A 12737-nucleotide genomic window follows, 5' to 3' on the forward strand; every position below is an offset into this window, starting at 1 on the left:
TTTTTCGTGCCGGATGCAGGATATTGCGATCACCTCGCCAGACGCAGTTTGCTCAGCGCCGCTCCAATCGTGTTGAAAATGGTCGCGATCTCGGTGGAACTCTTGATCTCGTAGAACTTGTCCGGAGTGGTCGCGCAGTATTTCAGGATCTTCGAGGTCGGGTCGCCGCTGGTGTTCACCTGAATCGTGTAAACGGTGTACATCGGTGCGCCGTTGGCGTCCTTGGCATTGCGGATGTTGTCGCACTGGGTCTGCTGCCGAGCATCGATCGAACCGGGGAAGGTGCTGTTGCCATAAGTGGTGGTCTGGTTGCTGCCGTCGCCATAGGCCGGCCAGCGGTCTTCGGTGTTCAGACCGTCGGACAAGAGAATGATGACCCTGTTATAGGTGGTGCCGCTGGTCGTGCTCTCCGCCGGGGCATTCAGAGGATCTCCCTGCAAGAGTGACTGCCAGCCCCAGGCAAGTCCGATGGCCTGGTTGGTGCCGCCGGTCGGCTGCATTGCATTGACCGCGTTCTTAAGGGCGCTCCAGTTGTAGCTCAACGGGATAATCGGCTTGAGGTTGGGCGACGCGCTGCTGCTGCAATAGGATGTGCCGTTCTCGTAGTATTGCTCTGCCGGGAACAAGGTGGCGACATTGCCTGCGCTCGGCGCCGTGGACTGCTCGTCGTAGGGCTGGGTCCGATCCGTAATGCATCCGCTCCACGTCGAGCGGGAATTCGGGCGCCAAGTGTGCGTATACGTTGAGCCGGATGCTACGCTGTCATAGCAGCCATTGATCAAATAGTGGTACTTGTACGAGTTACTGCCGTCGGTACCGGGGCAGATCAGCCCTTTGTTCGAGCCCGAGTTCGGGATGGTGCTGACCGCCGATCTGCTCCCCGGACCGTTCACGCAAGTGAAGCCGTTACGTGACATTGTCCATGGACAGTTTGAGCCGGGCCCGATGGTCGCCCAATTCGAGGGTTTGGACGACACGAGGTCCGGTGCCTCCGCCTCCCAGCTCGTCCAATCGATCCAGCTCTGCGCGTAATTGCTGGATCCAACATTCACGTCCTTGGCAAATGGGACGACCGAAATATAAACATCGCCGTTGTTCTTGCTGAGAGCGCTGAGTTGGTCGATGAGTCCGCCGGACCCGGCCACGGCATTTCTCAGGGCCGTGATCTTGCCGTTCTGCGACATCGACCCTGTATTGTCGAGCACCAGCGCCACGCGCATTTTCGCGTTGCCCCAGGTGGAGGTCGAGGTGGTGTTGAAGCCGAGCGTCGGAAAACCGGCAATCTGCATGAAATCGGAGTTGATGTAGCCGGAGCCGCTCAGCAGCAGGGTGGCCGCCGCACTCGTCGTAGCAGCCGTGTAGGTGGGAGTGACGGTGACGCCTTTCGCCTCCATGTCGGTATAGAGACCCGAGAAGTAGCTCTGCGCCTTCGTGCTGATGTCCGAAGTCGTGATCGTTCCCGCCGTCAAATCCTTGGACAGCATCAGCGCGGTGGAGTCGAGGGCGGCCTGCATCGACGAACGTGCGCGGGATGCGCGGGAGTAGTCGACGGCAGCGCCGACCATACCGAGGATCGGGATCAGGGTGATCGCGAAGATGACAGCGATGTTGCCTTGCTCGGCGGACGCAAAGCGAGCAAGCAATCGTCCGATGCGGCTGACAACGGGCAGGCGAAACATGGCGATCCCGGGTATCTGAGGTTTTGCCCGATTTCGCGGCATACGTTTGAAAGAGGGGTAAATGGGGCCGTAGAAAACCGGAGGGATTCCGCACCAAACCGCCGCGGTTGCGCCCATCTCAGGGTTCCTGGTCAACACCCGCTGAACGGCCAACGGGAAATTTTTGGCAAATCGGTCCGGATTGGTTAACCTTGGCCTGGATCGCCCGAACCGGGAATCGGGACCGCCGCGGCCGCATCGGCTCGGCCGTTGCACGCTTGCGGCGAGCCGGGGGTGGCCCCATATTCCCTGCAATCGATCCGGCTTCGACCGGGCCGGTTGGAAGCGGCGATCCAACAGGGCGGCGCGCCCGTGCGAGGCTTCCCGGTGCGGGGCCGTGCGGCAAGCTGCCATACGCTTCCGTGGGGAATTTGAACGCCTGAGCCATGCCGCAATTGACTTCCAGACTCGATCCGTCCGCGGCCGCCGCCGCCCACGCTCCCCGAATGAGCAACGATGAGAACCGTTCCGGTGGCCCGGCGGGTCCGAACGCGTCCGTCATCACCAAGGTCAAGCCAAAGACCAAGCGGCCCAACCTCTATCGCGTGCTGATCCTCAATGACGACTACACGCCGATGGAATTCGTCGTCCACGTGCTGGAGAAGTTCTTCCAGAAGGATGTCGAGGCCGCGACCAAGATCATGCTGCACGTCCATCATCACGGGATCGGCGAGTGCGGCGTGTTCACCTACGAGATTGCCGAGACCAAGGTGACGCAGGTGATGGATTTCGCTCGCAAGCACCAGCACCCGCTGCAATGCGTGATGGAAAAGAAGTAACTGCGCGTTCGAGTCCCGAGCTCTCTGGATCGGTTCTGTTCGTGCGGTGTGTGATGTCAGCGGATACCGCTGCATGGTTCGGCGAAAATGGGCGCCGACGCCAATCCTGCCCAAACGGCTAGTTTTGCCCAAATCGGAACGGGTTTTGCATTGAGAGTGCGGTGGGCGCGCAACGCCCACCGAGTCGCGGAACCGGTCTTTTGCCGCGGTCTTGTATAACTATATGTGACAAAGGTTGTTGTTGCCTGACCGGGCGATGGCGATCATGATGGTGGGGGCCATAGAGGACGCGAATGCCGACTTTTTCCCAAAGCCTTGAACAATCCCTGCATCGTGCGCTGGCGATCGCCAACGAGCGTCACCACCAATACGCGACGCTCGAGCATCTTCTGCTCTCCTTGATCGACGATTCCGATGCAGCCGCGGTCATGCGCGCCTGTAGCGTCGATCTCGACAAGCTCCGCACGAGCCTGGTCAATTATCTTGAGACCGAATTCGAAAATCTGGTGACGGATGGCGCCGACGACGCCAAGCCAACCGCCGGTTTCCAGCGCGTGATCCAGCGCGCGGTGATCCACGTGCAATCCTCCGGTCGCGAAGAGGTGACCGGTGCGAACGTGTTGATCGCGATCTTCGCCGAGCGCGAGAGCCATGCCGCGTACTTCCTGCAGGAGCAGGACATGACGCGCTACGACGCCGTCAACTACATCAGCCACGGCATTGCCAAGCGGCCGGGCGTCTCCGAGGCGCGGCCGGTGCGCGGCGTCGACGAGGAGACCGAGACCAAGGGCCGAGGACGCCAAGAAGAAGGGCGAGGCGCTCGAGACCTATTGCGTCAACCTCAACAAGAAGGCGCGTGACGGCAAGATCGATCCGGTGATCGGACGCAATTCCGAGATCAACCGCGCCATCCAGGTGCTGTGCCGCCGCCAGAAGAATAATCCGCTGTTCGTGGGCGAGGCCGGCGTCGGCAAGACCGCGATCGCGGAGGGCCTTGCCAAACGCATCGTCGACAGCGAGGTGCCGGAGGTGCTGGCGGCTGCGACCGTGTTCTCGCTCGACATGGGCACGCTGCTCGCGGGCACGCGCTATCGCGGCGACTTCGAGGAGCGTCTCAAGCAGGTGCTGAAGGAACTCGAGGCGCATCCCAATGCCATCCTGTTCATCGACGAGATCCACACCGTGATCGGTGCGGGCGCGACGTCGGGCGGCGCAATGGATGCATCGAACCTGCTCAAGCCTGCGCTCGCCTCGGGCACGATCCGCTGCATGGGCTCGACCACCTACAAGGAATACCGTCAGCATTTCGAGAAGGACCGCGCGCTGGTGCGGCGCTTCCAGAAGATCGACATCAATGAGCCGACGGTCGAAGACGCCATCGCCATCCTCAAGGGCCTCAAGCCGTACTTCGAGGACTATCACCGGCTGAAGTACACCAATGAGGCGATCGAGGCTGCCGTGCAGCTGTCCTCGCGCTACATCCACGACCGCAAGCTGCCGGACAAGGCGATCGACGTGATCGACGAGTCCGGTGCCGCGCAGATGCTCGTTGCCGAGAACAAGCGCAAGAAGACGATCGGCATCAAGGAGATCGAGACCACGATCGCCTCGATGGCGCGGATCCCGCCGAAGAGCGTGTCGAAGGACGATGCCGAGGTGCTCAAGCATCTCGAGCAGACCCTGAAGCGCACCGTGTTCGGCCAGGACAAGGCGATCGAATCGCTTGCCGCCTCGATCAAGCTCGCACGCGCGGGCCTGCGCGAGCCGGAGAAGCCGATCGGCTGCTACCTGTTCTCGGGCCCGACCGGTGTCGGCAAGACCGAGGTGGCCAAGCAGCTCGCAGCGTCGCTCGGCGTCGAGTTGCTGCGCTTCGACATGTCCGAATACATGGAGCGGCACACCGTGTCGCGCCTGATCGGCGCGCCTCCCGGCTATGTCGGCTTCGACCAGGGCGGCCTTCTGACCGACGGCGTCGATCAGCATCCGCATTGCGTTGTGCTGCTCGACGAAATCGAGAAGGCGCATCCCGACCTTTACAACGTGCTGCTCCAGATCATGGATCATGGCCGGCTCACCGACCACAACGGCAAGCAGGTCAATTTCCGCAACGTGATCCTGATCATGACCACGAATGCGGGTGCTTCGGATCTCGCCAAGCAGGCGTTCGGCTTCACGCGCACGAAGCGGGAGGGCGACGACCATGAGGCGATCAACCGGCAGTTCGCGCCGGAATTCCGCAACCGTCTCGATGCTGTCGTCTCGTTCGGTCACCTCAGCGTCGAGGTGATCGGCACTGTGGTCGAGAAGTTCGTGCTTCAGCTCGAGGCGCAGCTTGGCGACCGCGACGTCACCATCGAGCTGTCCGAGCCGGCCAAGGCCTGGTTGGTCAAGCACGGCTATGACGAGCAGATGGGTGCGCGGCCGATGGCCCGTGTCATCCAGGAGCACATCAAGAAGCCGCTGGCCGACGAGGTGCTGTTCGGCAAGCTCAAGAGCGGTGGCCACGTTCGCGTCGTCCTGGTCAAGGACGAGGCCGACGAAACCAAGGAAAAGATCGGATTCGAGTTCGTCGAGGGCCCGGTCACGCCGAAGCAGGAAAAGCTGCCCGGTGCCCGCAAGCGCCCGCCGGGCAAGTCCCAAGCCGGGCGGCCCCGGCGGCTCCAAGGGCCGACCTCGAAGGGCCCGCTGGTCAAGGCGTGATCGGCGTATCATGAATCGAAAAGGCCGGCTGAAAAGCCGGCCTTTTGTTTGGGTCGCAATCTCAGTTGGGGCGCCTGCTATTCGCCGCGCAGGCGCTGGTCGTCCTGCACGCGGACGTGCTCGGCGCCGCGCGCACCCGCAGGCGACAGCCGCAGCATGCTCAGGATCGCGCCGCACACAGCAAATCCAACGCCGGTGAGAAGCGCAATCCGGGTTCCCTCAACCGGATAGCGGCCGAGGAACAGCGCCACCAGCGCAGCCCCGGTGGTTTGGCCGAGCAAGCGCGCCGTGCCCAGCATGCCGCTGGCGCCGCCGGCGCGCTGGCGGGGCGCGGCCGCGATCATGGTGCGGTTGTTGGGAGTCTGGAACAGGCCGAAGCCGGCGCCCGCCAGCGCCATCCGCCAGACCACGTCGAGCGGCGCCGGGCTCGTGGGCAGGAAGGCGAGCGCGGCGAGGCCACAGGCGAACAGCGTCAGCCCGATGCCGCCGAGCAGGCCTGCCGGATAGCGCTCGACCAGGCGGCCGGCCAGCGGAGCCGCGAACGCCACCGCGATCGGCCACGGCGTGATCAAGAGGCCCATATGCACGGCCGAATAGCCGAAGCGGCTCTGCAGGTAGAAGGGGATGGCGACGAAGGCCAGCATCTGCCCGCAGAACGAGGCGATCGAGGTCGCAATCGACAGCCCGAACACCGGAATGCGCAACAGGTCGACCGGCAGCAGCGGCGACTTCATGTGCGTCTCGCGATAGATCAGCAACGCGCCGGCGCCGATCGCGATGGCGAACTGGACGAGGCACATGATCGGCGCCTCGCCGTGGCCGACGCTGTCGATCGCGGCGATGCCGACGCCGAAGGTGATCGCCGAGAGTCCCGCGCTCTGCCAGTCGAAGGAATGGCTCGCCAGTTTCGTATGCGGCAGGCTGCGCAGGCCGAAGACCAGCGTGACCACGCCGAGCGGAACGTTGATGGCGAACAGCCAGGGCCAGCTGCCGACTGCGAGAATGCCGGCTGCGAGCGTCGGCCCGACCGCGGCGGAGAAGGCGACGACGAGCGCGTTGAGCCCGATGCCGCGGCCGAGCAGGCTGCGCGGATAGGTGAAGCGAACCAGCGCCGCGTTGACGCTCATGATGCCGGCCGCGCCAAATCCCTGGACGATCCGCGCGATCGTCAGCAGCGGCAGCGTATGCGCGAGCGCGCAGAAAGCGGATGCAAGCGTGAACAGCACGAGCCCAACCAGATAGACGCGACGATAGCCGACGATCTCACCGAGCGACGCCAGCGGCAGCAGTGAGATCGTGATCGCGAGCTGGTAGCCGTTGACGATCCAGATCGAGAAAGCGGGGCTCGCGTTCAGGTCGGCTGCGATCGTCGGCAGCGCGACATTGGCAATGGCGCTGTCGACGACGGCCATGGTGATGCCGAGCGCAATGGTCAGGATCGCCTGATTGCGTTGCGGTTGTGGCAGGCCGTCGGCATGCTCGATCGGGACGGACGACATGGTGGAGGCGTGCTTGATTCGAGCCGTGATGATCCCCGGATTAGGAAATTGCGCGATGCATCGCAACCCGGCAGGACACGGACGGTTCCTGTGCCGGAAGCAGGTCTCCCGGCGCCACAGGCATGGATCGGTCAGGCCTTTGCAGGCTTACCAGCGCCATGTCCAGCTTTTGCGGGTAAGCCAATTACACCGGCGGCGGATTGCGATCGGAGAAGGTCCCCCGCTGATGCCAGTACGGGTAGGGCAAAGTCACCTTGCTGGCGGCGTCGAGCTTTTCGATCTGGTCCCTGGTCAAGGACCAGCCGACCGCGCCGAGGTTTTCGCGCAACTGTGTTTCGTTGCGGGCGCCGATGATCAGCGTCGAAACCGTTGGACGCTGCAGCAGCCAGTTCAGCGCGATCTGGGAGACGCTCTTGCCCGTCTCCTTTGCGACCTCGTCGATGGCATCGACGACGCGATAGACGTGTTCGTCCGGTACGGGCGGCCCGAAATCGGCGGTCTGGGGCAGACGGCTCACTTCAGGCTTCGGCTGGCCACGGCGGATCTTTCCGGTGAGGCGGCCCCATCCGAGCGGTGACCAGACCACGGCGCCGAGCCCCTGATCGAGGCCAAGCGGCATCAGCTCCCACTCATAGTCGCGCCCGACCAGCGAATAGTAGGTCTGGTTGGCGACGTAGCGCGGGAAACCGTGCTTGTCGGCAATGCCAAGCGACTTCATCAGGTGCCAGCCCGAGAAATTCGAGACGCCGACATAGCGGATCTTGCCGGCACGTACGAGGGTGTCGAGAGTCCCGAGCACCTCTTCGGGCGGGGTGAAGGCGTCGAAGCCATGGAGCTGGAACAGGTCGATATAGTCGGTGCCGAGCCGGCTCAGTGACCCGTCGATGGCCGCGAGCAGATGCTGGCGTGACGAGCCGATGTCGTTCGGGCCGTCGCCAAAGCGGAACGTGGCTTTGGTCGAGACCAGCACCTTGTCGCGGCGGCCCTTGATGGCTTCACCGAGGACCCGCTCGGATTCACCGAGCGAATAGACGTCGGCAGTGTCGAACATCGATACGCCGGCCTCGAGACAAATGTCCAGAAGGCGCCGCGCTTCCGTGGCGTCGGTCGTTCCCCAGGCCGCGAGACGGCCGACGCCGCCGAACGTGCCCGTGCCAAGGCTCAAAGCGGGCACCATGAGGCCGGACCGGCCCAAGCGTCGGTATTCCATCGAACTGCTCCTCGCGGCCGCTGATTGATTGGCGCGGCCTTGGTGCCGGATGCTAATGCAGGCAGGCGCGTTGCCCTACGACGCCCTCACATAGCGGTTCTGCATTGCTGGGTCCGCACGCGTCACGCCACGCATGTCGCCTGCAGATTCGCAGCCGGGATCTTTGCACGCAGCCAGGCTTCGAATGCGCCGACATGGCTGCGGCCTTTGGCTTCAGCGGACCGCACGAGATAATAGGAGACCGTCTCGACCTCGAATTTAGGCTGATGGAAGGGCGCGACCAGCGTGCCCTTCTCGAGTTCGTCGGCAGCGAGGATCTCGCTCTCCAGAACGACGCCGAGACCTTCAACGGCGGCATCGATGGCCATCGTGGATCGGTCGAACCACAATTCGTGGCGCGCCTTGATGGTCGAGCCCAAGACCTGTCGCAGATAGTCGGTCCAGGTCAGGGCGTTTGAGGAATGGATCAACGTGGCCCGGGCGAGATCGCCGGGGTCGCGAAGCCCGAGCTGTTTGATCAGCCGCGGACTGCAGAGCGGGCGCAGACGCTCCGCCAGCAACGGTTCGATCTGCCGGCCATTGCCAACGGGAGGACGGCCATAGGCGATGGCGAGATCGAAACGAATGGTTTCGAGGTCGCGCAAATCAGTGATGGTCGACAGCCTGATCCCGATCTCCGGGTGCTGGCCGATGAAATGTCCGATCCGCGGCTGCAGCCATTTGGCGCCGAAGCTCGGACCGCTCGCGATGAAGAGGTGATCGCGCTGCGACTGCGGCGCCACCAGCCGCGTTGCGCCCATGATCGTTCCGAACGCGCGCTCGATTTCGCTGGCATAGGTGCGGCCCGCATTGGTGAGGACTGCGCGGCCGGCGTGCCGGGAAAAGACGGGAACGCCGAGGAAGTCTTCGAGCTTCTGGATGTGATGGCTGATCGCGGACGGCGTGACCCCGAGCTCCTCGGCGGCGCGGCTGAAGCTGCCGTGGCGTGAGGCCGCTTCGAACGCCGACAGCGCCTTGAGCGGAGGCATTCGCGGCCGCTGCGTTGAGCTCGCCTCATCGGCTGCTGAGTTTTTGAACTGGTACCCATCATGTCCGCTCGGTACGAATGTTCCCGTTGCTCAGGCAAGTCTCGTACCGCAAACGCCCCAAAGCAACAGCTTCGTACCCCCAAACCGACCCGACAACGGCGAGCGGCTCCCGCATCGCCGCGCCACACGGCCGTGCGGCCGATGCCGCTTGCCCGAGGAGAATGCATGACCTCTGCGCTGAAACAAGCCGCCGACGAATTCCTCGTTCGATACGGCGGAGACGTGTTCCCGAACCTCTTCACTTCGGCGAAGGGGACGATCGTCACGGACAGCAACGGGCGCGACTATCTCGATTTCACCTCCGGCCAGATGTGCGCCACTATCGGCCACAACCATCCGGCCATCGTCGCAGCGGTGGAAAGAGCAGGGAAGAAGGCGTTTCATCTCTTCAGCGGGATGATACCCGAGGTGGTCGCCGAGCTTGCTCAGGTGCTGGCCACGGATTGGCTGCCCGGAGATTTGAAGCGTTCGATCTTCATCAATACCGGTTCGGAAGCGACCGAAGTCGCGCTCGGATGGCCAAGATGTACACCGGTGGCTACGAGGTGCTCGTCCTTGGCGGCTCATGGCACGGCATCACCGGCGGAGCGGCCTCGGTCTCTATGGCCAGCGACCGCAAAGGATATGGCGTCCCGCCGCCAGGCGTGTTCGTCATTCCCGAGCCGAATGCCTATCGGCCCTACATCGCAAAAAGACAGCGAGGACGAGTCCGCGCTCGCAAATCTAGAGCTCGCCCTGAAGATGTTCGACATGCAGTCGAGCGGGCGGGGTGCTGCGATCATCGCGGAGCCCGTGATCAGCGCCGGCGGCGTGCTGGTGCCGCCGAAGGCATTCATGGAGGCACTACGCAAGGCGGCCGATGAGCGCGGCATGCTGCTGATCTTCGACGAGGCCCAGACCGCCTTCGGGCGCATCGGCAAAAAAACAGGATCGGAATATTTCGGCGTCGTTCCCGACATCATGACCATGTCGAAGACGCTTGGCGGCGGGCTTCCGCTTGCGGCGGTGTCCACCACCGAGGCGATCGAGAGCAAGCTTCACGACGATCACTTCACCTATTATACAAGCCACGTCTCCGATCCCCTGCTTGCCGAGGCCGGGCTTGCGGTGCTGCGCGTGATCACTGAGGAAAAGCTCGTTGCACGCGCCAACGAGATGGGCGCCTACCTGCGCGGCCGGTTCGAAAGGCTCCAGCAGAAATATGAGCAGATCGGCGACATCAGAGGCATGGGTCTCCTGCTCGGCATCGAGCTGGTCGGTGATCGCAACAGCCGGCGCCCAGCTCACCAGCTTGGGGGCCTGACGACGAAGAAATGTTTTGAGTACGGGCTGAGCATGAACATCCGCCGTCGCCCCGAGCGCGGGTCGGTGTGGCGTATCGCGCCGCCTCTGACCGTCTCGACCGAGGAAATCGACCGCGCTGTTGAAATCCTGGATCGGGCTTTGAGGGAAAGTCTCGACGAGCTGTCGCGAAACCCCACTGCCTAGCAACTTGTCGGAGGCTGACATGATCCGCAAATCTGTGCCGACCCTCGCCGTTGCCGTCGTGTTGCTTGCACTGCTCGATATTCCGGCGGCGCGGGCGGCCAGCCAGACCCTCGAAAAGATCAAGGAGGTCGGCAAAATCACGTTCGGCTACCGCGAGGCGTCGATTCCGTTCGCTTATCTCGGGGCCGATCAGAAGCCGACCGGACTTTCGCTCGACCTCTGTTCGACGGTGGCCGACAAGATCAAAGCCGCGCTGCAGCGGCCCGAACTCGGGATCGAATACGTTCCGGTCAATGCGTCCAATCGCATTCCGCTGCTGCAGAACAGCACGATCGACGTCGAGTGCGGCAGTACGACCAATACCGCCGAACGGCAGAAGCAGGTCTCGTTCTCGATCGCGACCTATGTGGCATCGCCGCGTTGGCTGGTGTTCGGCTCGTCTCGGGTGACTGAGCCGCGAGAGCTCGATGGGCAGACTGTGGTCATTACACAGGGCTCACTGAACTTCGGGGTCGCCAAGAAGATCATCGATGACCAGAAGCTGAATGTAACGATCGTCCAGGCCAAGGACCACGCCGAATCGCTCCTCATGCTGGGAACGGGTCGAGCCGCGGCGTGGTTTGAGGACGATATCCTGGTTGCCGGGCTTGTCGCGAACGCACCCGATCCCAAGGCTTTCCGGATGTTGGCGGCCACCTATGCGCCGTCCTATTACGGGCTAATGACCCGGAGGAGGACCCGGAGTTCAAGGCCCTCGTCGATGCCGCAATCAAGGAAAAGATGGCGTCCGGCGCATTCGACCGGCTCTACGTCAAATGGTTCGAGTCGCCGATTCCACCGAGGGGACAGAACCTCCAGCTTCCCATGAGCGAAGCGATGAAAGCCCGCGTCGCTGCTCCGAGCGATGCGCTGGTGCCTTAGTCGTGTAGAAGCATGTCGTCGAGCACAGTGTCGACGACATGCGAGCCGACCACCTTTGATGGCTGCGCCTCAATGCTTGTTACCACTGACGGAGCGCAGGCGACTTCGCTACTGCGATCCTCTCGCGGCAGGAGACTGAGGCCCCAGCCCACCAGGACCAGCACCGCCAGCCGGATCGCGATCACGCCCAGCAACAGCTCCGATCCGCTTATCGTCGCGTGAGTCCTCATAGATGCGAGCCTGATGCAGACTGCACGACCTGACAATCTGGAATTGGCGAGCGTTGCCTTCGCCTGAGGCGAAGGCAAGTGATGATGGCTGACCGGAACGGATCTCAGTGCCGCAGCTGACACTGCCGGAAGTCGCGCGGTGACATCCCGAAATGCTCGCGGAAGACGCGGCCGAAATGCGAGAGATCGTTAAAACCCCAGGCAAATGCAATCTCGCTGATATGGCGCTGGGCGAGCGCGGGCGAGGCGAGGTCGCGTCTACATTGGGCGAGACGCTCGGCAAGCACATGGCGCTGGAACGAGGTGTCCTCGTCGGCGAGAAGATCGTTGACGTAGCGCGGGGAGATGCCGAGCGCGGCGGCGGTTTCGGCCAGCGAGAGATCGGGGTCGGCGAGGCGTGTGCGGATATGCGCCTTGAGCCGGTAGAGCAGGGCGGAGCGATGGGTCGAGGACGGCAGCGACGTCCCGCCGAGCCGTTCGCTCAGCGCCATCGCGAGCAGGTCGACGGCTTGCTCGGACAGGATAGCGGCGCTGGTAGGCGCAAGCCGGTCCGCGGACTGGCAGAGGCGGAAGATGAAATCATAGGCGAGCCGCTCGATCGGTGCATCGGCCTCGAATGTGATCGCGGTGAGTGTCCCGGTGCCGCCGAGCCGGCGCTGCAACATCTCGCGGGGCACCTTGAAGATGGTCTGGGAGAACGTGTCCTTGAACTTCAGCTCATAGGGACGCGTGGTGTCGTAGAGCGCGAACTCGCCGGGATGGATCACGGTCTCTCGACCATCCTGCACCACGCCGCCATCGCCGCGATGGCCGAGCGCGACGAGAACGTAATCCTGATCCGAGCGCGCGATGCGCGAGGGCGTACGGAAAACGTGCTGACGGTCTGAGCAGACCTCAGAGCAGACGGCCTTGCCGAGCGCGACCTGCGTGACCGAACCGTGGAAGGCGCTGCCGAGGTCGGACTTGCAGTCGAGCCCGACGAAGACGTCGCAGACGATGTCCTGCCAGAGGGCGAGCCGGCGGTAGCCGGGGCTGCCGTGTGTCGTGAACTGGATTGGCATCTCACAAGCCTCCCTTGCACATCCAGCAAAACCGCGCGGTGGC

The 12737-nt window shown here is 63.3% G+C and carries 9 protein-coding genes and 1 pseudogene; 4 read left to right on the forward strand and 6 right to left on the reverse strand.

Annotated elements, in window-relative coordinates:
• Window positions 1-29 precede the first annotated feature (29 nt).
• Window positions 30-1679, reverse strand: a complete 1650-nt coding sequence (locus tag ACTGJ9_RS22060) for a pilus assembly protein TadG-related protein (protein ID WP_456672821.1) — start codon at window positions 1677-1679, stop codon at window positions 30-32.
• Between the two features lie 485 nt (window positions 1680-2164).
• On the opposite strand from ACTGJ9_RS22060, the gene clpS reads away from it, so the two are divergent.
• Both clpS and clpA read left to right on the forward strand, forming a co-directional pair.
• Complete coding sequence (clpS, locus tag ACTGJ9_RS22065; RefSeq protein WP_456672822.1) at window positions 2165-2497, forward strand: ATP-dependent Clp protease adapter ClpS; 333 nt, start codon at window positions 2165-2167, stop codon at window positions 2495-2497.
• Window positions 2498-2790: 293 nt separating this feature from the next.
• Window positions 2791-5197: pseudogene (clpA, locus tag ACTGJ9_RS22070) on the forward strand (ATP-dependent Clp protease ATP-binding subunit ClpA).
• Window positions 5198-5274: 77 nt separating this feature from the next.
• Here clpA and ACTGJ9_RS22075 read toward each other — a convergent pair.
• The 3 genes from ACTGJ9_RS22075 to ACTGJ9_RS22085 all read right to left on the reverse strand — a co-directional run bounded on the left by ACTGJ9_RS22075 (window position 5275) and on the right by ACTGJ9_RS22085 (window position 8934).
• The gene (locus tag ACTGJ9_RS22075) at window positions 5275-6696 is read right to left on the reverse strand and encodes an MFS transporter (RefSeq protein ID WP_456672823.1); all 1422 of its coding nucleotides are present in this window, start codon (window positions 6694-6696) and stop codon (window positions 5275-5277) included.
• A gap of 184 nt (window positions 6697-6880) precedes the next feature.
• On the reverse strand, window positions 6881-7906 hold the full coding sequence (locus ACTGJ9_RS22080) for an aldo/keto reductase (RefSeq protein WP_456672824.1): 1026 nt from the start codon (window positions 7904-7906) through the stop codon (window positions 6881-6883).
• A gap of 122 nt (window positions 7907-8028) precedes the next feature.
• Window positions 8029-8934: a LysR substrate-binding domain-containing protein gene (locus tag ACTGJ9_RS22085; protein WP_456672825.1), complete on the reverse strand. Its 906-nt coding sequence runs from the start codon at window positions 8932-8934 to the stop codon at window positions 8029-8031.
• 225 nt (window positions 8935-9159) lie between these two features.
• Between ACTGJ9_RS22085 and ACTGJ9_RS22090 the strand changes: the two genes are divergently transcribed.
• Together ACTGJ9_RS22090 and ACTGJ9_RS22095 are read left to right on the forward strand one after the other, a co-directional pair.
• Window positions 9160-10482, forward strand: coding sequence for an aspartate aminotransferase family protein (locus tag ACTGJ9_RS22090; protein WP_456672826.1), 1323 nt, complete (start codon window positions 9160-9162; stop codon window positions 10480-10482).
• Between the two features lie 19 nt (window positions 10483-10501).
• Complete coding sequence (locus ACTGJ9_RS22095; RefSeq protein ID WP_456672827.1) at window positions 10502-11350, forward strand: amino acid ABC transporter substrate-binding protein; 849 nt, start codon at window positions 10502-10504, stop codon at window positions 11348-11350.
• A 49-nt stretch (window positions 11351-11399) separates the two neighbouring features.
• Here ACTGJ9_RS22095 and ACTGJ9_RS22100 read toward each other — a convergent pair whose 3' ends face one another.
• Window positions 11400-11588 carry a hypothetical protein gene (locus tag ACTGJ9_RS22100; protein ID WP_456678586.1) on the reverse strand — a complete coding sequence of 63 codons (189 nt, stop codon included), beginning with the start codon at window positions 11586-11588 and terminating at the stop codon, window positions 11400-11402.
• A 149-nt stretch (window positions 11589-11737) separates the two neighbouring features.
• Window positions 11738-12694, reverse strand: a complete 957-nt coding sequence (locus ACTGJ9_RS22105; protein ID WP_456672828.1) for an AraC-like ligand-binding domain-containing protein — start codon at window positions 12692-12694, stop codon at window positions 11738-11740.
• Between the last annotated feature and the right edge of the window lie 43 nt (window positions 12695-12737).

Origin of the sequence: Bradyrhizobium sp. RDM12 (genome assembly GCF_051917485.1) — a bacterium.
Taxonomy (GTDB): Bacteria; Pseudomonadota; Alphaproteobacteria; order Rhizobiales; family Xanthobacteraceae; genus Bradyrhizobium.